Source organism: Hephaestia sp. MAHUQ-44 (genome assembly GCF_023806085.1).
In the GTDB taxonomy this organism is placed as follows: Bacteria; Pseudomonadota; Alphaproteobacteria; order Sphingomonadales; family Sphingomonadaceae; genus Sphingomonas.
Genome location: NZ_JAMSLX010000004.1, coordinates 165,534 through 187,430, shown reverse-complemented (window position 1 = coordinate 187,430; position 21,897 = coordinate 165,534). Strand labels below are relative to the sequence as shown.

12 protein-coding genes are annotated in these 21,897 nt (G+C 65.3%); 8 read left to right on the top strand and 4 right to left on the bottom strand.

The features are described from left to right. Nucleotides 1–31 precede the first annotated feature (31 nt). Nucleotides 32–859 carry a phosphogluconate dehydrogenase C-terminal domain-containing protein gene (locus NFE57_RS06235; protein WP_286207687.1) on the bottom strand — a complete coding sequence of 276 codons (828 nt, stop codon included), beginning with the start codon at nucleotides 857–859 and terminating at the stop codon, nucleotides 32–34. 104 nt (nucleotides 860–963) lie between these two features. On the opposite strand from NFE57_RS06235, the gene NFE57_RS06230 reads away from it, so the two are divergent. The 6 genes from NFE57_RS06230 to NFE57_RS06205 all read left to right on the top strand — a co-directional run bounded on the left by NFE57_RS06230 (nucleotide 964) and on the right by NFE57_RS06205 (nucleotide 10,244). Further along, complete coding sequence (locus tag NFE57_RS06230) at nucleotides 964–2,457, top strand: FAD-linked oxidase C-terminal domain-containing protein (protein WP_252134712.1); 1,494 nt, start codon at nucleotides 964–966, stop codon at nucleotides 2,455–2,457. After that, nucleotides 2,457–3,605 (top strand): FAD-binding protein, encoded by a 1,149-nt coding sequence (locus tag NFE57_RS06225; RefSeq protein WP_252134711.1) that lies wholly within the window; start codon nucleotides 2,457–2,459, stop codon nucleotides 3,603–3,605. Before NFE57_RS06230 ends, NFE57_RS06225 begins: the two co-directional genes overlap by 1 nt. A 272-nt stretch (nucleotides 3,606–3,877) precedes the next feature. Next, nucleotides 3,878–5,176: a glycolate oxidase subunit GlcF gene (glcF, locus tag NFE57_RS06220; protein ID WP_252134710.1), complete on the top strand. Its 1,299-nt coding sequence runs from the start codon at nucleotides 3,878–3,880 to the stop codon at nucleotides 5,174–5,176. 132 nt (nucleotides 5,177–5,308) lie between these two features. Then, nucleotides 5,309–6,124: an IclR family transcriptional regulator gene (locus tag NFE57_RS06215; RefSeq protein ID WP_252134709.1), complete on the top strand. Its 816-nt coding sequence runs from the start codon at nucleotides 5,309–5,311 to the stop codon at nucleotides 6,122–6,124. Nucleotides 6,125–6,324: 200 nt separating this feature from the next. Further along, the gene (locus NFE57_RS06210) at nucleotides 6,325–7,935 is read left to right on the top strand and encodes an alpha-L-fucosidase (RefSeq protein ID WP_252134708.1); all 1,611 of its coding nucleotides are present in this window, start codon (nucleotides 6,325–6,327) and stop codon (nucleotides 7,933–7,935) included. Nucleotides 7,936–8,012: 77 nt separating this feature from the next. Then, nucleotides 8,013–10,244: a hypothetical protein gene (locus tag NFE57_RS06205; RefSeq protein WP_252134707.1), complete on the top strand. Its 2,232-nt coding sequence runs from the start codon at nucleotides 8,013–8,015 to the stop codon at nucleotides 10,242–10,244. A 310-nt stretch (nucleotides 10,245–10,554) separates the two neighbouring features. Here the strand turns inward: NFE57_RS06205 and NFE57_RS06200 are convergent, their stop codons facing one another. Next, entirely contained in the window at nucleotides 10,555–13,182 is a 2,628-nt protein-coding gene (locus NFE57_RS06200) for a TonB-dependent receptor (RefSeq protein WP_252134706.1), read from the bottom strand. Between the two features lie 245 nt (nucleotides 13,183–13,427). On the opposite strand from NFE57_RS06200, the gene NFE57_RS06195 reads away from it, so the two are divergent. Continuing rightward, a complete protein-coding gene (locus tag NFE57_RS06195; RefSeq protein ID WP_252134705.1) occupies nucleotides 13,428–15,650 on the top strand; it encodes a hypothetical protein in 2,223 nt (740 codons plus the stop codon). Nucleotides 15,651–15,655: 5 nt separating this feature from the next. Continuing rightward, entirely contained in the window at nucleotides 15,656–18,478 is a 2,823-nt protein-coding gene (locus tag NFE57_RS06190) for a family 78 glycoside hydrolase catalytic domain (RefSeq protein WP_252134704.1), read from the top strand. Nucleotides 18,479–18,545: 67 nt separating this feature from the next. Here NFE57_RS06190 and NFE57_RS06185 read toward each other — a convergent pair whose 3' ends face one another. Both NFE57_RS06185 and NFE57_RS06180 read right to left on the bottom strand, forming a co-directional pair. Further along, nucleotides 18,546–19,763: an SGNH/GDSL hydrolase family protein gene (locus tag NFE57_RS06185; protein ID WP_252134703.1), complete on the bottom strand. Its 1,218-nt coding sequence runs from the start codon at nucleotides 19,761–19,763 to the stop codon at nucleotides 18,546–18,548. Then, a complete protein-coding gene (locus tag NFE57_RS06180) occupies nucleotides 19,763–21,856 on the bottom strand; it encodes a beta-galactosidase (RefSeq protein WP_286207685.1) in 2,094 nt (697 codons plus the stop codon). The genes NFE57_RS06185 and NFE57_RS06180 overlap by 1 nt, the downstream gene beginning before the upstream one ends. Between the last annotated feature and the right edge of the window lie 41 nt (nucleotides 21,857–21,897).

Below are 21,897 nucleotides of genomic sequence, written 5' to 3'. Positions count from 1 at the left end.
TTGCGGAAGCGCCCGGCCGTCAACCGCTGTATCAGGTGATGCGCTCGATCGAGGCGGCGATTTCGTCGGTCTCGAACACGCGCTTCCAGTCGTCGCGCATCAGCACGGGCTTGCCGAAGGTGATCGCCTTGTTGCACGCATCCGAGAAAACCCCCGGAATGTGCTTGAAGATCACCGCCGCCAGCACGTTCATATGGCCGAGCAGGAAATCGCGGGCGGCCTCTTCTGGCACGCCGCGCGCGACGACTTCGTCCATCGCCTCACGCATGACATCGAGCAGCGACGCACACACGGTTTCCGACAGGCCCGGCTCGAGCAGCGCCATCTGCTCGACGGTCACCTTGTGCGAACGCAGGATCGGCGCCCAGATCACGCGGGCGATTTCCTCGCCAAGCGCATAATGCTCCTCGGGGCCCTGCATCAGCGCACTGACGATGCTCTGGCGGGCATGGAGACCACCGAAGCGGTCGTCGCGCGCGGCGGGCTCGGTCTCGTCGTTGAAGATCGGCGGATGGCACGGATGCGTGACGAAATAGGTCAGATCGTCGCGCTTGGGCAGATGCCCGGCGAACGGCGCGGCGGCATCGAGCGCCACCACCATCGTGCCGCTTTTGAGCAGCGGCGAGATGTCGTGCGCGACCTTGCCGATATGCGTGTCGGGCACCGCGAGGATGACGACATCGACATTGTCGAGCGCGGCTTCCTTGTCGACGCACTCGATCCCGAGTTCATCCTTCAGGCGTGCCCGGCCGGCATCGCTCAACTCGACGTGACGAACGTCATATGCGCTCGACTTCAGATTATGCGACAGGCGTGCGCCCATCTTTCCACCCGCGCCAAACAGCGCAATCGCAACCATGATGTGAATTCCTCCAAACGCTTGGCAGTCATGGTATGCTGGTATACTGAGTAGTGCAATAGTGGTCGTTGCAGACGCGATGATCCGATCGCTAAGAGGCACGAATGACCCTGAAAATGCCCGAGCCGGATGCCGCGGTGCTCGCGCGGCGCGAAGCGATCGTCGCCGCGCTGCGCCGAATCGTGCCCGGCGAAGGCGTCATCGCCGATCCCGATGGGTTGCGTCCGTTCGAAAGCGACGGCCTGACCGCCTATCGCCAGCCGCCGATGGTGGTGGTGCTGCCCGAAACCACCGAACAGGTATCGCAGGTGTTGCGCTGGTGCCATGCCGAGGGCGTCAAGGTGGTGCCGCGCGGATCGGGCACCTCGCTGTCGGGCGGGGCGCTGCCGCTCGAAGACGGCGTGCTGCTCGGTCTCTCCAAGTTCAACCGCGTGCTCGAGGTGGATTATGACGATCGCCTCGCGGTGGTGCAGCCGGGCGTGACCAACCTGGCGGTCACGCAGGCGGTCGAGGCGCGCGGCTTTTATTATGCACCCGATCCGTCGAGCCAGATCGCCTGCTCGATCGGCGGCAATGTCGCCGAGAATTCGGGCGGGGTGCATTGCCTCAAATACGGGCTCACCACCAACAATGTGCTCGGCGTCGAACTGGTGATGATGGACGGCGAGGTCGTCCGGCTGGGCGGGCGGCACCTCGATGCGGCCGGGCTCGACCTGCTCGGCGTGGTGGTCGGCTCCGAAGGGCTGCTCGGCATCGTTACCGAAGTGACGGTGCGCATCCTGCCCAGGCCCGAAGGCGCGCGCGCGCTCCTCATCGGCTTTCCCAGCGTCGAAAGCGCGGGGCAATGCGTCGCCGATGTGATCGCCGGGGGCATCATCCCCGCCGGCATGGAGATGATGGACCGGCTCGCGATCGAAGCCGCCGAGGCGTTCGTCAAGGTCGGCTATCCGCTCGATGTCGAGGCGTTGCTGATCGTCGAGCTCGACGGCGTCGGCGCCGAATGCGACCATCTGATCGGCGAGGTCACGCGGATCGCCGAGGCCAACGGCTCGACCACACTCAGCGCCTCGCGCAACGAGGCCGAACGCCTCGCCTTCTGGGCCGGGCGCAAGGCGGCGTTCCCGGCGGTGGGGCGGATCTCGCCCGATTATTATTGCATGGACGGCACGATCCCGCGGCGGCGGCTGCCCGAAGTGCTCGAACGGATGGCTGAATTGTCGAAAACCTACGGGCTTGGCGTGGCCAATGTCTTCCATGCCGGCGACGGCAACCTTCATCCGCTGATTCTCTACGATGCCAACAAGCCCGGCGAACTCGACCGTGCCGAGGCGTTCGGCAGCGACATCCTGCGGCTGTGCGTCGAGGTCGGCGGGGTGCTGACCGGCGAACATGGCGTCGGCGTCGAGAAACGCGATCTGATGCCCGAGATGTTCAGCGAGGAGGATCTCGCGCAGCAGCAGCGGGTCAAATGCGCGTTCGACCCCAAGGGGCTGCTCAACCCCGGCAAGGTGTTCCCGACGCTGCACCGCTGCGCCGAACTGGGGCGGATGCACATCCACCGCGGCCAGGTGCCGCATCCCGATCTGCCGCGCTTCTGATGCGGCCGACAACCGAACAAGAGGTCCGCGACGCGATCGCCGAGGCCATCCGCAGCGGCGCGACGCTCGACATCAAAGGCGGCGGCAGCAAGGCGGCGATCGGCGCGCCGCGCCCCGACGCAAAGGTGCTCGATCTGTCGGCAATCGCGGGCGTGGTCGATTACGATCCCGCCGAACTGGTGCTGACGGTGCGCCCCGGCACCCCGCTCGCCGAGGTCGAGGCGCTGGTCGCGGCGCGCGGGCAGATGCTCGCGTTCGATCCGTTCGATCACGGGCCGATCCTGGGCGGCACCGCGGGCGCGGCGACGATCGGCGGCGTGGTCGCCGCCGGCGTCTCGGGCTCGCTGCGGCTGTCGGGCGGCGCCGCGCGCGACCACCTGCTCGGCCTGCGCGCGGTATCGGGGCGCGGCGATCTGTTCGTCGGCGGCGCCAAGGTGGTCAAGAACGTCACCGGCTATGATCTGCCCAAGCTCGCCGCGGGCAGCCGGGGGCGGCTGTTCGCGATCACCGAAATGACGCTCAAGGTGCTGCCGCGCGCGCCGATCGCGGCGACGCGCGCGATTGCCGGGCTCGATCCGGCGGCGGCCGTCCGCCTGATGGCGGCGGCGATGGGATCGCAGGCCGAGGTCGGCGCAGCGGCCTATCTGCCCGCCGCGCTCAACCACGGGCAATCGCTCACCTTGCTGCGGCTGCTCGGCTTCGGGCCGTCGGTGGCGGCGCGGTGCGGGATGATCGAAAGCCTGCTCGGCACGCACGGCGCGGTGATCGCGCGCGACGGTGACGAGGACGCCGCCTGCTGGGCAGCGCTGCGCACCGTCGCGCCGCTGGCGGGCGATACATGCTTGTGGCGCGTCAACGTGCCCCCCAGCGGCGCACCCTCGGTCGTCGCCGCGCTCGAACCGCTGGGCGCGCGCTGGCTGTTCGATTGGGCGGGCGGGCTGGTGTGGATCGCGTTCGATGGCGATCCCGCGCTGGTCCGCGCCGCCGCGGCAGCAGCGGGCGGTCATGCGATGCTGATCCGCGCCCCCGAGGCGCGGCGCGCCGCCACCCCCGCCTTGCACCCGCCCGCGCCGGGCGTGGCCGCCCTCGAGGAACGCGTTCGCCGCGCTTTCGACCCGGCGCGCGTGTTCGAGACCGGACGCTTCTAGGGCTCGGACCCATTATTAAAGAGGTCGAGATGGAGACGAAAAGGGTCGCTGGGAGAGAGGGCGCGCAGCCAGATAGCGGGGCTATCTGGCAAGCGCCCGACCGCGCCAGCGGCCCTTTTCGTCCCACCGCTTCGCGGCAGCCCTGTCCGGGCGCTGCGGCGCGTCGGACCACTCGAACGGGGGGCAAGCCCCGTTCCTCGCGATCCTCCTCCCACAGCATCCCGGACAGGGCTGTCTCGATCCTCTTTAATAATGGGGCCGAACCCTAGACTATGCAGACCAACTTCACCCCCGACCAGCTTGTCGATCCGGCGATGGCCGCGTCCGAAGCCGTGATCCGCAAATGCGTGCATTGCGGCTTCTGCACCGCGACCTGCCCGACCTATGTCCTGCTCGGCGACGAACTCGATAGCCCGCGCGGCCGCATCTATCTGATGAAGGACATGCTCGAAAACGAGCGCACGCCCTCGGCCGAGGTCGTCAAACATATCGACCGCTGCCTGTCGTGCCTGTCGTGCATGACGACCTGCCCCTCGGGGGTGAATTACATGCACCTCGTCGATCATGCGCGCGCCTATATCGAGGAGCGCTATCGCCGCCCCTTGCACGAGCGGCTGTTGCGATCGCTGTTGGCGCAGGTGCTGCCCTATCCGCGGCGGTTCCGGCTCGCGCTGGCGCTGGCGCGGTTCGCGCGGCCCGCGACGCCATTGTTTGCACGGGTGACGGCGCTGAAGCCGATCGCCGCGATGCTGGCGCTCGCGCCCAAGCGCGTGCCGCCGGCCCCGGCCGCGCTGCCCTCGCCCGCCCCCGACGCGGGCAGACGCGGGCGGATCGCCTTGATGCAAGGGTGCGCCGAACCCGTGTTGCGCCCGGAGATTCGCGCCGCGACGGTGCGGCTGATCAACCGCGCGGGCTATGACGTGGTGTTCGCCCCCGACGAGGGCTGCTGCGGCGCGCTCGTCCACCATATGGGCAAGGACGAGGCCAGCCTGGCCGCAGCCCGGCGCAACGTCGATGCCTGGACCGCGCTGGCCGACGACGGCGGGCTCGAAGCGGTGGTCATCACCGCCTCGGGCTGCGGCACGACGATCAAGGATTATGGCTTCATGCTGCGCAACGACCCCGCTTATGCCGACAAGGCAGCGCGGGTATCGGCGCTCGCCAAGGATGTGAGCGAATTGCTCGCCGACATTCCGCTGCCCCCCGGCAACGGCCGCGGGCTAACGGTCGCCTATCACGCCGCCTGCTCGCTCCAGCATGGGCAGAAGGTCACAACCGCACCGCCGCGCCTGCTCGCCGACGCCGGCTATGCCGTGCGCACCCCCGCCGAGGCGCATCTGTGCTGCGGCTCGGCCGGGACGTACAATATCCTCCAGCCCGAGATCGCGGGCCAGCTCGGCGATCGCAAGGCCGCCAATCTGGTGCGGCTGGGCGCCGACGTCATCGCCACCGGCAATATCGGCTGCGCGATGCAGATCGGCCAGCGCGCCAGCGTGCCCGTCGTCCATATCGTCGAACTGCTCGATTGGGCGACCGGCGGGCCCAAACCAGCGGCGATGCTTGATTTTTGAGGATAATCGGCCGAAGCTGACATTAATTCCCAACATATGATACCGGGGAGGAAGCGACTCCGCTAAAGCGGAGCCGAACCGATCCGTCCGTCCGGGCGAATCGCGATTCTAAAAAGCGAAGGGGCGGGGATAATGAGCACGGCGGTGGCATCGGACGACAATCATGAGAAGACGGGGCACGAGAAGATCGGGCCGAAGGGCAGCCAGACGCTGCTGCGCGGGCTCGATATTCTCGATCAGGTCGTCGACGGCCCCATCGCGCTGGCCGAATTGTCCGCGCGGATGGGGCTGACGCGCTCGACCACCCACCGGCTGGCGACCGCGCTGATCGATCGCGGTTTCCTGATCTTCATGCCGCGCAAGGGCTATCGCCTCGGCCCCAAGCTGCTCCACCTCGGCTTCGTCGCGCAAAGCCAGGTCAATCTGATCCAGGTCGCGCGCCCTCATATCGAAGCGCTGGCGGCGCGCACCGGCGATACCGTGCATCTCGGTCGGCTCGATACCGATCGCGCGCTCTATCTCGACAAGATTTCGGGGCGGCGGCGCGTCGAGATTTCGAGCCGCATCGGCGATCGCCATCCGCTGACCTCGACCGGGCTGGGCAAGGCGCTGCTCCTCGATCTTGCGCCCGCGCATTGGCGCCACCTGTTCGAGGACGATCAGGCGCGCGGCGTGCCAGGCGCCGATTATGCGACCTGGGAACAGCGGATGCGCCGTTATGTCGCGGCGGGCTGCGCGTTCGATCTCGAGGAGAATGAGGATCAGATCCGCTGCGTCGCCGCGCCGATCCATGATGCCTCGGGGCGTACCGTCGCCGCGATCAGCGTGTCGAGCGCCGCGCAATATATGGACGAGGCGCGGATGGCGACGCTGAGCGCCGACGTGCTCGCCACCGCGCAGCGCATCAACCTTGCGCTCGGGCAGGAACCGTCGCGCACGGACGAGTAAGGCGGCGAATCGGCCGGCGCGGCATCGCGCCGCTCGGACACTCGATTCGTCTCCGACCGCGGCGTTCGTGCGCGAAATATGTATCAATATATGGCACCCACATCCGTAAAGTGGATTTTGCTTGCCGCCCATGCACCCCCATGGCTAACTGGTCATACCATCCCCGACGGTCGGGGAGGAAAGTTTTATGGGAGGGCCTGATGGCTCGTATCAGCGGTGCGATCAGGCGGGCTGCGGTGATTTCCGTGTCCGCGCTCGCGATGATGGGAAGCGGCGCCGCCGCGCAGACGACTGTCCCCGGCTATGAAGCCAAGGTCGAGGCCAAGCTGCAGGCTGTCCAGGCCGGCATTGCCAGCGGGCCGTTCAAATCGGATTGGGATTCGCTGCGCGCGGGCTACAAGACGCCCGATTGGTTCCGCAACGCCAAGTTCGGCATCTTCATCCATTGGGGCGTCTATTCGGTGCCCGCGTTCGCGAACGAATGGTATTCGCGCAACATGTATGTGCCGGGCAACCCGGCCTATGAGCACCATCTGAAGACCTATGGGCCGCAATCCAAGTTCGGCTACAAGGACTTCATCCCGATGTTCAAGGCGGAGAAGTTCAACCCCGATGCGTGGGTGAAACTGTTCACCGATGCCGGCGCGAAATACGTTATCCCGGTGGCCGAGCATTGCGACGGCTTCGCGATGTACGATTCGGATCTCACCGTCTGGGACGCCGCCGACATGGGCCCCAGGCGCGACGTGGTCGGCGAGATCGCCAAGGCCGCGCGCGCCAAGGGCATGCACTTCGGCCTGTCGTCGCACCGCGCCGAGCATTCGTGGTGGTACCATATGGGCCGCACGTTCGATTCGGACGTCAATGACCCGAAGAATTTCGGCATTTACGGCCCGGCGCAGCGCACCGGCCTGCCCGCCGACAAGTCGACCGCCTGGCCCGACAGCGGCCAGCTCCAGAACTGGATGCCGCCGAGCAAGGAATTCCTCAACGACTGGCAGGCGCGCACGACCGAGCTGATCGACAAGTACAGCCCCGAGCTGATCTATTTCGACTGGTGGACCTCGGCGCCCGTGTACGAGCCGCTGATGCGCGACACCGCGGCTTATTATTACAACAAGACCGCCAAGCAGTACGAGCAGGGCATCATCGCCTATAAGGGCTCGCAATTCGCCGAAGGCAGCGCGATGTTCGACATGGAGCGCGGCAAGTCCGACGCGCTCAAGCTCACGCCGTGGCAGTCGGATACCTCGGTCAGCGTCCACAGCTGGGGCTATGCCCAGAACGACACCTATCGTACCGCGCCGTCGCTGATCGCCGATCTGATCGACATCGTCAGCAAGAACGGCAACCTGCTGCTCAACGTCGGCCCCAAGGCCGACGGCACCATCCCCGAGGAAATCGCCTCGGTGCTCAAGGGCATGGGCGGCTGGCTCAAGGTCAATGGCGAAGCGATTTACGACACTCGCCCGTTCAAATATTTCGGCGAGGGATCGACCAAATCGGGCCAGGTCCGGGTTGGCGGGCAGGTCGAGGAATCGGCGACCAAGGGCTTTGGCGTCGACGACATCCGCTTCACGACCAAGGGCGACAATCTCTACGCCATGGGCCTTGAGCGGCCGAAAAACGGTGCCGTGCTGATCAAGACGCTCTACGCGGGCAATCCGTATCTCAACGCGCCGATCAAGAGCATCGAACTGCTCGATGGCGGCAAGATCAAGTGGCAGCAGACGCCGGAGGGGCTGAAGATCACGCTCCCCGCGGTGGGCGACGGGGCTTTCCCCTACGCGCTCCGCATCCGGACCAGCTGAGCTTAAATAAGCGGAATACAAAATATGGCCGTGGCCCCCTCGGGTGCCACGGCCATTTTAACATGGGGGAGGACACGATGAGCATAATACACCGCCGGACGAAGACGATTCTCGCGACCGCAACGGCATGGGCAACACTGGCTGCGACAGGTGCCGCCGCACAATCGGAGATCGCGCTCCAGCCGTTCCCCGTGAACCACGAACTCCGCGTCGATTCGGCCGCCGATGCGCGCTTCCTGCTCGATGGCCCGGCTGGCAAATACGGCTTCATTCAGGTCCGTGACGGCCATCTCTATCGTCCCGACGGCAAGCGCTTCCGCTGCTGGGGCGTCAATCTGACCGGCTTCAGCCTGGGATCGGCGCAAATCCCGCCCCACACCGAGGCGACCGAAATGGCCGCCGAACTGGCCCGACTGGGCATCAATTGCGTGCGATTGCACTTCCTCGATCTGCCCAAGACGCAGACGGTGAAGCCCGCGGGCGATCTCGGCCCCGATCCGGTGCCGGTCAAGCAGATGCCGTCGGCGCTGATCGCCGATGGGCCGACCTCGCAGGTGTTCGATCCCGAGGCGCTCGACCGGCTCGATTTCATGTTCGCCGAGCTCAAGAAGAACGGCATCTACGTCGATTTCAACCTCAACGTCGGGCGCACCTATCGCCCCGGCGATAACGTGCCCGACGCCGAGCTGATCGGCAGCGCCAAGGCCTATACCTATATCGGCCCCGAGTTGATCGCGCTGCAAAAGGACTATGCCAAGAAGCTGCTGGGCCACACCAACGCCTATACCGGGCTGCGCTATGCCGACGATCCCGCGGTGGTGATCGTCGAGGTGGTCAACGAGAATTCGCTGCTCGAATTCTGGATGCGCAACTGGCTGCGCGGCGAGCGCGTCGAGGGCGGCGCCAACCACCAGCTCGATATGACGCCGCATTATCAGGCGATCCTGATCGGCATGTACAACGACTGGCTGGCGGCCAACCGCAAGCCCGCCCAGATCGCCGAACTGCGCCGGTTGGCAGGGGTTGCCGCCGGTCAGCCCATTCCGCTGATGCGCCGTGGCAACCACCCCGATGCGCCGCGCCTCCGCTTCGATGCCGAGCTCGACTTCGTGACCCACGTCGAAGTCGCGTTCCATGCCGAGATGAAGCGCTTCTTGCAAGATGAAGTCGGCGTCAAATCGCCGATCATCCCGCTCGCCGATCACACCTATTTCATCGCCAACCAGCCGCTAATGCGTACCGCGATGAAATCCGACATCGTCGATGCGCATGTCTATTGGCAGCATCCGGCGATCTATGGCCGTCGCAACGAGCCGATGGTCAACACCCCCGAATTGTCGATCGTCCAGAAGCTCGCGCGTAGCGCGACGGTGGGCAAGCCGTTCACGGTGAGCGAGGTCAACCATCCTTACCCAAGCGACTATGGCGCCGAGATGATCCCCATCCTCGCCTCCTACGCCGCGCTTCAGGATTGGGATGGCATCTTCTTCTATACCTATGAGACCAAGCTGCACGGCAAATGGACCCCGCACATCACCGGCGAGTTCGACATCGCGCTCGATCCCGCCAAGATGGCGCAGATGCCCGCGGGCGCGATGCTCTTCCTGCGCGGCGACGTGTCGGCCGCAAAACAGGTGATGACGCGCTCCTACTCGACCGATCAGGTCAACGAAGCAGCCCGGCTGCCGCGCGCGGCGATGCCTTATTATACGCCCGGCTTCGACATGAAGCTGCCGCTGGTCCACGGCTCGCGCGTGTCGTGCCTCGATTGCACGCCCAGCCTGCCCGCCCCGCTGCCGGCGATGAATCCGATCGTCTCCGACACCGGCGAACTGAGTTGGAAGACCGACGACGGCAAGGATGGGATCTTCAGCGTCAATACGCCGCGCAGCCAGGCGCTGGTCGGGTTCGTCAGCGCCAATGAGAAGGTGCAGACGCGCAACCTCTCGGCCGACATCGGCAATGCCTTCGCGGCGATCACGCTGTCGTCGCTCGACAACAAGCCGCTCAACCTCTCCGATCGGATGCTGCTCACCACCACCGGCAAGGTCGAGAATACCGGTCAGCAATGGAATGCGCGCCGCGCGATGCTTTCCAACTGGGGCGGTGCCCCGACGCTGATCGAGCCGATCACGGGCTGGATCCAGCTCAAGGATCTCGAAGGCGCGGTGGGCGTATTCGCCCAGCCGCTCGACGGTTCGGCGCGCCCGATCGGCCCCGAGATCAAGGGCCGCATGATCGAGCCGGGCTGGGAGATCGCCGTCGGCACGCCTGCCACCACCCACTATCTCGTCAGGGTCGTCCGCTAGGGCGCGCGGCGTCAAATCTGATCCGTTCGCCCTGAGCTTGTCGAAGGGCCGTTCTTTCTTTCGATGCCGCAAGAAAAACGGTGGGATCACGTGCCGCCCCTGGCACAGAGCACGATAAAATAGAGCGGCGATCCGATATTCTTGGATCGCCGCTCTTGCTTTGTGACGTGAGCGCCGCCCGTTCCTGCGTCCACGCTCAAACCCGCTTCGCAAAAAAATCGGCCAGCGTCCCGAAGGACGCTGGCCGAACCGCCGAAGCGGGGGCAGATGCCGGGGCCGCGACCGATCGCCGCCGCCCCGGCCACTGGGCTTACCAGTGGAAGCGGACGCCCACGGTGAACTGGCGATCGTCGTACGACCGGCCGTTGGGCTGAAGCGGATTGCCGAAATAGGTTACCGACTTGGTGCGGGTCAGGTTGCTGCCTTCGAAGGTCAGCGCCACCTGGCTGGTGACATCGACCGACGCCGAGGCATCGAGCCAACCATAACCCTTGCGGAAGTTCGAGGCGACGCCGAGCCCACCGTTCAGATAGGCCAGCCCCGAGTAGAAGGTGCTGCGATAATTGTACGCGACGCGCGCCGAAACCGGGCCCTTCTCGTACATCGCAACAAGATTGTAGCTGTTCGGCGACAGATTGGGCAGCGGCAGCGTTTGCCCGGCCAGCGGGCTCGGCGAGACGCTCTTGACGTGGGTGTAATTGGCCTGGACCCCCAGCCCGCTGAGCAACCCCGGCAGGAAATCGAAGAACTGCGTATAGCCGACCTCGATCCCCTTGATCGTCCCGTTGCCGCCATTGATCGGCTGGGTCAGCGTATAGGCGTTGCCGTCGATGACCACGCCCGCGGTCGCCGAGCTCGACAGGAAGCCCTTCACCTTGCGGTAGAAGCCCGCCACATAGACCGAGCTGCTGTCGCCGAAATAATATTCGAGCGAGGCATCGAGATTGTCCGAGCGGAACGGCTGCAGATCGGGATTACCCGAGCTCGCCAGGCCCGACGCCGGCACTACCGTGACCGACGGCGACAGATTGTTGAAATCCGGCCGCGTAAGCGTCTTCGACGCCGACAGGCGCAGCTGGAGATCATCCGTCAGGTGCGCACGCAGGTTAAGCGACGGCAGCCAGTCGGTATATTCGGACTTGCGATTGAGCGCCCGATACCCGTCCTGCGTCAGCTTGCCGTCGGCGTCCTTGACATAGGTCGCGACGTTACCGATCAGGCTGCCGCGCGTGTGAACCACGCGCAGGCCGACGTTACCGTCGATGCGGATGCCGGGATCGACCTCGAACTTGGCCAGACCGTAGATCGCCTTGACCTCTTCGCCGATGTCGAAGGTCGACAACGGATTGACGCTCGGCACGGCGGTAAAGCCGAGCCGCTGACGGATACCCTCGAAATCGTTGCGCAGCAGATCGGTCTTCGTAACGAGGAAATCGCGCGTGAACGGCACATTGCCCTTCTTGGTGAAGAAGTCGGGCGTATGCGTCGGCTCGAACAGATCGGCAAAGTTGCTCGCCGACGGCGAACCCGGCGTGGCCGAGAAGAAGCGAACCGGGGTGAAATAGGCGTTGCGATCGGCATAGCGGAAACCCGCCGCGATCTGCGTGATCGGGCCGTCGAGTTCCTGCGACACGTCGAACGTCGCCGCCCACATGTTACCCTTATAATGGTTCTCGCTCAGCGTGTAGCTGCCGAGATTGTATGAACTCAGCTTGGTCAGATCGACGCCCTCGACGATCATCGAGGGGGCCGAGCCCGAATTGTCCTGGTGCGTCTTGGGGGCGACCGCCGTGATGCCGAGATCGGTGTACGACAGATCGTTGGTCGACGTCGTCCGGCTGACGTCGGCCTTCAACTGCAGCCCGTCACGCTTCCACTTGCCGCCGATCGCATAAGTCTGGTTTTTATCATAGACATCGCGCGCCGCGGCAAAGGCTGTCACACGGTTATTGGCGAACGACCCGGACTTGAAGATGTCGGTGCCGTCGAAGGTGGTGAAGCTGCCCGGGATCGGGGCGACCGTTGGCGACGAGTTCGCCGCGGCGCGGATGTTCAGGCCCCATTGATCGGTGATGTTCTCAAACTTCGAATAATTGCCCTGGGCATAGATCTCGAGTTCGTCGGTCGGGCGCCATTGCACCGCGGCATCGACGCCCTTGCGGGTCCGGTTGCCGATGATCGACGGGCTGTAGGTGCCGTCGGGGGTGGCGATCGTCCGGCCGGCGATGATATCGGTGCGGCCGATGGGGGCGCCCGACGAGATCGTGTCGTTGCGGAACGCGCGCTCCTGATAGGTCGCAGCGACCAGCACGCCGATCTCACCGATCCCGGTGCTCCAACGGTTCGAGACCAGCCCCGAGAACAGCGGCGACACCTTGTCGGCCAGGTCGTTGTACCGCGCGCGCGCGCTGCCCGAGAGCGTGAAACCGTCGAAATCGAGCGGCATGCGCGTGCGAACGTCGATCGTGCCGCCGATCCCGCCTTCGACCAGATCGGCGGTCGGCGCCTTATAGACGTCGATCCCCGAGATCAGCTCGGCGGCCAGATCCTGGAAATTGAAGGTGCGGCCGGCGCCGGCGGTGAACACTTCGCGGCCGTTGAGCGTGGTCTCGACCTGCGTGAGCCCGCGAATCATCACGCTCGACCCCTCGCCGTAATCGCGACCGATCTGCACGCCGGTGATGCGCTGGAGCGCTTCGGTGACGTTGACGTCGGGCAATTTGCCAATGTCCTCGGCAACGATCGAATCAGAGATCGAGTCAGAATTGCGCTTGATTTCCTGCGCACTCCGCAGGCTGGCGCGGACGCCGGTGACAATGATGCTGTCGCTCGCCACATCCGCCTGATCGCTGATCGCCTGGCCCTGCGCCCATGACGGCGCCGCGACGGCGATAAGGGCGCACAGGGCTGCGCCGGACCTGAGTTTTCCAAAAGACACGATAATCCTCCCCTAACTGTGTCGCCATCTCAGCGGCGACAAACTGCCCCACCCCATATGCTTACCGCACGATTCCCACTTTATGGGATATTGGTTCACAATATTTACAGAAATGGTGTGATGAGTACAACACCAATCTGGTATAATGAGATCAAGCCGTATAAGCCCGGCTTGAATTGCCATAATGTGTCATATCGTCGCATTTTGTGGGACAACTGCAGGATAGCCTGCACAGGGAGGGAAGCATGAAAAAGATGATCAGCGCCGGCGTAATCGCGGGGCTCATGGGCACATTTTCGGGATCAGCCTGGGCGCAGGAAATTCCGCTCCAGCCCTTCCCGGTGAACCACGAACTGCGGGTCGATTCGGCCGCCGACGTGCGCTTCCTGCTCGATGGCCCCGCCGGCAAGGACGGCTTCATCCAGATCAAGGACGGCCATTTCTATCGCCCCAATGGCGAGCGCTTCCGCTGCTGGGGCGTGAACATGACCGGCTGGGCCGTGGGCTCAGAGCAAATCCCGTCGCATAAGGATGCCGAGATCTATGCCGCCGAACTGGCGCGGCTTGGCGTCAATTGCGTGCGGCTGCACTTCATCGACCGCCCCGATACCGAAAACGCCGTGCGCAACGAAGGCGCCGAGCGGTCGCCCAAGGCGGGCCCGTTCACCCACGCCCCGCGCGGGCTGATCCGCGGCGATGTCGACAACAGCCAGGAATTCAATCGCGAGCGGCTCGATAATCTCGATTATTACATCGCGCAGCTCAAGAAGAACGGCATCTACGTCAATTTCAACCTCAACGTCGGGCGCCGCTTCATGCCCGGTGATGGCGTGCCCGATGCCGAGCTGATCGGCAACGCCAAGGCTTATACCTATTTCGGCCCCGAATTGATCGCGCTGCAAAAGGATTATGCCAAGCAATTGCTGGGGCATACCAACCCTTATACCGGGCTACGCTATGCCGATGATCCCGCGGTGATGACCGTCGAGGTGGTCAACGAGAATTCGCTGCTCGAATTCTGGATGCGCAACTGGCTGCGCGGCGAGCGCGTCGAAGGCGGCGCGAACCTTCAACTCGATATGACGCCGCATTATCAGGCATTGCTCGTCGGCATGTATAACGATTGGCTGGCGAAGAACCGCAAGCCTGCCCAGATTGCCGAACTGCGCCAGATGGCGGGTGTCGCTGCGGGTGGGCAGATCCCGTTCATGCGCCGCGGTGATCACCCCGATGCGCCGCGCCTGCGGCTCGATGCCGAGATCGATTTCGTGACCCAGGTCGAGATCGACTTCCACGCCGAGATGAAGCGCTTCCTCAAGGATGAAGTCGGCGTCAAATCGCCGATCGTGCCGCTCGCCGATCACACCTATTTCATCGCCAACCAGCCCTTGATGCGCACCGCGATGAAATCCGACGTGCTCGATGCGCACGTCTATTGGCAGCACCCGGCGATCTATGGCCGCCGCAACGAGCCGATGGTCAACACCCCCGAATTGTCGATCATCCAGAAGCTCGCGCGCTCGGCCGCCAGCGACAAGCCGTATACCGTGAGCGAGGTCAACCACCCGTACCCGAGTGACTATGGTTCCGAGATGATCCCCATCCTCGCCTCCTATGCGGCGCTCCAGGATTGGGATGGCATCTTCTTCTACACCTTCGAGACCAAGATCAGCGGCAAGTGGACGCCGATGATCGGCGACCATTTCGACATCACGCTCGATCCGGCGAAGATGGCGCAGATGCCCGTCGGCTCGATGATCTTCCTGCGCGGCGACGTCGCGGCTGCAAAACAGGTGATGACGCGCTCCTACTCGACCGATCAGGTCAACGAGGCGTCGCGGATGCCGCGCGCGGCAATGCCTTATTATACGCCCGGCTTCGACATGAAGCTGCCGCTGGTCCACGGCTCGCGCGTGTCGTGCCTCGATTGCAAGCCCAGCCTGCCCGCCCCGCTGCCGGCGATGAATCCGATCGTCTCCGACACCGGTGAACTGAGCTGGAAGACCGACGACGGCAAGGACGGAATCTTCAGCATCAACGCCCCGCGCACCCAGGCGCTGGTCGGGTTCGTCAGCGCCAATGAGAAGGTGCAGACGCGCAACCTCTCGGCCGACATCCGCAATAAATTTGCTGCGATCACGCTGTCGTCGCTCGACAACAAGCCGCTCAACCTCTCCGATCGGATGCTGCTCACCACCACCGGCAAGGTCGAGAATACCGGTGCCGAATGGGACGAGCGTCGCGCGATGCTGACCAATTGGGGCACCGCCCCCACCGTGATCGAGCCGATCACGGGCTGGATCCAGCTCAAGGATCTCGAAGGCGCGGTGGGCGTGTTCGCCCAGCCGCTCGATGGTTCGGCACGCCCGATCGGCCCCGAGATCAAGGGTCGCATGATCGAGCCGGGCTGGGAGATCGCCGTCGGCACCCCCGTCACCACCCACTATCTCGTCAGGGTCGTTCGCTAATGTCCATGCCGCATCTCACTCGCCGTGGCCTGATGGCCGCCACGCTGGCCTCGTCGCTGGTTCCCAATGTCGCGCTCGGCGCGCCTGCGGGGACGCTGCGGCCGATAACACCGCGCGTCGAATGGCGCCGGCGGCCGGAAGGCGTGGACGCACCGCGCCCGCGCTTCACCTGGACCGCAGAGGCGACCGATCCGGCCGCCCAGGGCGTGCGGCAATCGGCGTGGCGGATCGTGGTTGCCAGCAGCGCGGCCAAGGCCGCGGCGGGCAGTGGCGACGTGTGGGATAGCGGCAAAGTGGCGGGGCGCGCGCTCAGCGCGCGCCCCGACCGCGACCTGAAGATGGCGGCACAGACCCCCTATTGGTGGGCGGTGATGCTGTGGAGCGATGACGGCAAGGCCTCGACCTGGAGTGCACCCGAGCGCTTCATCACTGGGGTTACCGACGGCTGGCAGGCGAAATGGATCGCCGCCGACAAGGGCTGGCCGGTTCATATCGCCGAATCGCGCAAGGGCGCCGACAACCCCGGCCCCAAGGTGATGCCGCTGTTCCGGCGCGGCTTCACGGTCGACAAGGCCGTTCGCCACGCGGTCATCTCGATCAGCGGGCTTGGCCATTATCAGTTGAGCATCAACGGGCGCGAGACCAGTGCCTCGCTGCTCAATCCGGGCTGGACCGATTATCGCAAGACCGTGCTCTACAACAGCTACGACGTCACCGAGATGTTGCAGCCGGGCGCCAACGCGCTGGGCGTGATGCTCGGCAACGGCATGTACAATGTTGAGCAGGTCGCGACGCGGTACAAGAAATTCGTCGGCACCTTCGGCCAGTTGCGGCTGATCGCGCAGCTCGCGATCACCTATGAGGACGGCAGCCGCGAGATCGTCGGCAGCGACGACCAATGGCTGACGCGGCCAGGGCCTATCGTGTTTTCGTCGATCTTCGGCGGCGAGGATCACGACGCCCGGCGCGAGATCGCCGATTGGGACCGCCCGAATGCCGCGCGCGACGGCTGGGCTCCCGTGCTCGTCGTCGATGGCCCCGAAGGCACGTTGAAGCCGCAGGGCATCCCGCCGATGACAGTGGGTACCACCTATCCCACGGTCGCCATCACCGAGCCCCGACCCGGCGTGTTCGTCTATGATTTCGGCAAGAATTGCTCGAGCCGCCCGGTGCTCACCGTGCGCGGCCCGGCGGGCAGCACGATCAAGCTGAGCCCTTCGGAAGTGCTCGGCGCCGACGGGCTGATCGACCCGCGCAGCATCGGCGCGCGGCCTAACCTGCCCGTGAACTACAATTACACGCTCGCCGGGCGTGGTGACGAGACCTGGCGGCCGCGCTTCACCTATTGCGGCTCGCGCTACCTCCAGGTCGAGGGCGCGAAACCCGCCGATCGTGCGGGCCCGAACGACATTGCCGTCGTCGCGCTGGCAAGCGAGTTCGTCCATACCGAACTGCATCAGGGCGGGCGGTTCGATTCGAGCCAGAAGCTGCTCGTGCAGACGCACGATCTGATCAAGCAGGCGGTACTGAGCAATACCGCGAGCGTATTCACCGATTGCCCGCACCGCGAGAAACTGGGTTGGCTCGAACAGACGCATCTCAACGCCGAGACCGTCCTCTATGTCGAGGACGGGATCACGATGTACGAAAAGATGCTCGCCGACATTGCCGACGCGCAGCTGCCGAGCGGCCAGATCCCCGAGATCGCGCCCGAATTCGTCCAGTTCACCGGTGTCGACGAGATCTTCCGCGATTCGCCCGAATGGGGCGGCACGGTGGTGATCGGGGCGTGGAAGGCGTACCAATTCTACGGCGACCGCGGCGTGCTCGACATCGGCTATCCGGCGATGAAGCGCTACGCGGATTATATGGAGAGCAAGCGCACCGATCGCGGGCTGGTCGATTACGGGCTGGGCGACTGGCTCGATCTCGCGCCGGGCCGGCGGGAAAAGCGTGAGGACAACATCCACCCCACGCTGACGACGATGGGGGTCACGGGCACCGCGACCTATTATCAGATGCTCACCTGCCTGGTGGATATCGCCACCTTGCTGGGCCACACCGCCCACGCAGCCGATTTCGCCAGGCGTGCGCAGCATGTGAAGGCGGCCTTCAACGCGGCCTTCTTCAACGCGGCCAAGGGCAATTACGACCGCAACAGCCAGACCGCGAACGCGATGCCGCTCGCGCTGGGCATGGTGCCGGCGGGGCAAGAGGCCCGCGTGCTCGCCGCGCTGGTCGCCGACATCCAGTCGCGCGGCAATCAGGTAACGGCAGGCGACGTCGGCTTCCATTATGTCGTGCGGGCGCTGGGCGAAAACGGCCGGTCGGACGTCCTCCATGCAATGCTCTCGCGCACCGAGGCACCGAGCTATGGCGCGCAGATCATGGCAGGCGCGACCGCGCTGACCGAGAATTGGGACCCCCGCAACGGCGGCTCGCAGAACCACTTCATGCTCGGCCATGCGCTGGCGTGGCTGTACAACGGCCTCGCCGGCATCCGGCTCGACTTCTGGAGCAAGGCGGCGACGACGCTGACGATCGCGCCGCAGCTCGTCCCGGGGCTCGATTCCGCCGAGGCGAGCTACGATTCGGTGCTGGGGCCGGTGCGAAGCGCGTGGCGCCGCAACGGTTCGGCGGTGCGCTTCGACATCACCGTTCCCGCAGGTGCCGTCGCCTCGGTGACGCTGCCCACGTCGCTCGCGAAGCTGCGCGTCGATGGCGCGCCTGCGGCGCGCGCGCGCGGTGTTTCGGGCGCGACCGATCGGCGAGGTGAGACGACGCTGTCGCTGGGTTCGGGCCGTTACCTGTTCGAGGCGGCGGTCTAAAACCGCTTCCATCGGGTACAGCGACTACCGGGCCGGCAAGCGATCCGCTTGCCGGCCCGGTTTCGTTTCAGGCGCCGCAGCCTTGCGCCAGCACGACCGGCAACGCGGCCTCGGCCATGCGGGTATAGCCGGCGTCATTGGGGTGGAGATTGTCGCCGATCTGATCGGACAAGCGCATCACAGTCGGCTTGCCCGGCTCCTGCATCGCGCGATCGAAATCGATCAGCCCGTCGAAGCGGGCCACGTTGGCGCGGAGCCAGCTGTTGACCGTCTGCCGCCGCTGCTCGCCCGCGGCATCGGCATAGGCAGCGCCCTCATAGGGTAGCAGCGTGCCGAAGATCACCTTGAGGCCGCGCACCTTGGCGCGGGTCAGAAGCTGCTCATAGGCGACGATAAGCTGATCGGCGGGGGGCTGCCAATCCTTGCTCGGGTCTTTGACCTTGCCGATGTCGTTGATGCCTTCGAGCACGACGACATGCGTTGCGCCCGGCACCGACAGCACGTCGCGATCGAAGCGCGACAAGGCGTTGGGGCCGCGTCCGCTGCTCAGCAGGCGATTGCCGCTGATGCCCTGATTGGCGACCGCCCAGCAGCGCCCGTTGGGGTTCGTCAGGAGCAGCCGACCGAGTTGATCGGGCCAGCTCATCGCCTTGCCCGGCGTCGCGCCCGCCCCCTCGGTGATCGAATCGCCGAACGTCACCAGCACGCGAGTCGCGGCGCTGCCGCCGATCTCGAGCCCGCTGACCACGCCCGATGCACGCACGCGCTTGGGTGCGGCCAGATCGAGGGCGCCGGTGGCGTTGCCGGCGACGATATCGACCATCTGCGCGTGCGCGGGCAGCGCAACCTCTTCGGGGAAATAGACCGAGACCGCGAGCCGCTCGCCCGCCTTGACCGGATAGGCGAGCGGATCGGACACGATCGGTGCCCGCGCGGGCACCGATATGTCGGCGGCCCGGCCGAAGGTCAGCACGCGCAGGCTGCCCGCGACGGGTTTGCCTGCCGCATCCAGCCGCACGATCGACGCCGCGCCGATGCGCAGCGGCACATCAGCGAGTTCGTTGCTGAGCCGCACGCGCACCGTCGATCCGGCGACCCCGACGCGCAGTTCCTGCCGCACCGTCTCGGCGTTGAACGGCCGGCCGAGGCCGTCGCGGATCGCCGGCTCATAGCCGATCGGCGCCGCCGCCCATCCGGGCACCCAATGCTCGACCGCGGCGGCGTGTGCGCCGGCGATCATTCCCAGGCACAGCAGCGGTGCCGCGGCGAATGTGATCCGCCGCATCACCGTGCCTTGGCCGCCAGTTCGAACAACGCGACGCCGTGCGCGGCGACGCTGCCGTTCGCCCAATCACCGCTGACCGGCCGGGCCCCTGCGGGCAGCGCGAGCGGATGCGCGACATCGCCGTGGTTGATCGCGATCAGCACCCTTTTGCCGCCGCCCGCACGCTCGGCGATCTCGAAATCGGGATGCGCGCCCGCGATGATCGGCGTGATCTTCGCGTCAGCCAGCAACGAGGTGGCGAGGCTCGCCATCGTCTCGGGATCGAGCAGCGCACCGACATAGGTGATGCTGCCGCGCCCGACCTTGCGGGTCACGATCGCAGGCTTGCCGTCGAGCCAGCCGCCGGCATCCCGATAGGTCGCCAGCGTGCGCACGTCGCGCGCGCTCGGCTCGATCGCCTCGGCCCAGAGCGACGCCTTGCCATTGATCGTGCCGGTGATCCCGACATCTTCGTCGAGCGCATAATATTGCGCCACCCGCGCGCCGAGCAGGGCCGCGAGCGGCCCCGGCTGACGCTCGGGCCACAAGGCGTTGGCGTCGTCCTTCATCCCCGAGCGCGCCCCGAGAACGAGGTGCCCCCCGCCCCGGACATAGGCTTCGAGATGCTTGGCCTGCGCGGCGGTGATGACGTTGATATGGGGTGCGACCACCAGCGGATAGGCGCTGAAATCGGCATCGGGGGCGAGCACGTGCACGCCCTGCGACTGGACCCGGAGCGGCCGATAGAAATCGGTGAACGCCTTGATCGGATCATATTCCTTGTTGTGCGGCTGGAGATCGAGCGCCCAGCGGCTGTCGAACGAATAGATCATGCCGACCTGCGCGGTCGGCTGGGTATCGGCGAGCAGCGCCGCCGCACCGGTCATTTCGGTCGACATCTTCGCGATTTCGGGCTGGATCAGATTGGGCTTGCCGTCCTGCCCCAGCACGGTGCCGTAATAGGTTTCCTGCCCGTTCGCCGCCGGGCGCCATTGCCAGTAGAGCACGGCATCGGCGCCGTGCGCCACCGCCTGCCAGCCCATCTCGCGAACCTGCCCGGGATCGAGCGCGCGATTGATCGTGCCCCAATCGACATGCCCCGCCTGCGTCTCCATCAGCCAGAAGCTGCGCTGCTTATAGCCGCGCACGAGATCGTGATTGGCGCCGTTCGAGACCCAATCGGGCCGGCCGTTGGGGATGTAATTGTCCCACGACGCGATATCGAGATCGCGGTGCAGGACGAAATGATCGAAGCCCGCGTTCCAATACATCGTGTTGGTGGTGATGAACGACCGCGAATCGATCAGCGGTCGCATCGCGCTGGCCTGATTCTGGATGAAATCGGTCCAGGTCGCGGTGGTGAAATGCCGGAAATCGAGCAACAGGCCGGGGTTCTGCTGGCCGGTCTGGTGCAACGGCACCTGATCGAAATCGTTGTAGAACTGGCTCCAATATTGGGTCGTCCAGCGGCGGTTGAGTTCGTCGATCGTGCCGTAGCGCGCCTTGAGGAAGGCATGCCACGCGGCGACCGATTCGGCGTCGAACGAGGCCGGGCCGACTTCATTGTCGATCTGCCAGCCGACGACCGCCGGATGATGACCGTAGCGCTTGGTCATCTCGACCGCGATCCGGCGCGACAACTCACGATAGCGCTTGCTGGCGAACGAGAAATGACGGCGCCCGCCGTGCCCGGCGCGCCGCCCGTTTTCATCGACGCGCAGCGTATCGGGATATTTTTGCGTCAGCCATGCAGGTGGCGCGGCGCTGGGGGTGCCCAGCACGACCATGAAGCCATGCCGCTGTGCGGCCGCGATCGCGCGATCGAGCCAGGCGAAATCGAACTTGCCTTCCTCGGGCTCCATCCGGCTCCACGCGAACTCCGCAAGGCGTACCGTATTGAATCCGGTGGCTTTCATCAGCTTGAGATCGGTTTCCCAACGCGATTCAGGCCAATGTTCGGGGTACCAGGCAGCCCCGACTGCAATCGCCGGAACATCAGCGTAACCGGTTGCACGTCCAGGAAAATCTGCCGGAGTCTGCGCAAGCGCCACCCCCGGAATTACCGAGAAGCTCGCTGCCAACGCGAGCGCCGCAATAACTGGCCTACAGATCATACCACGCCTCTTGCCATTTGTATTATGATATGGCTAGTTAT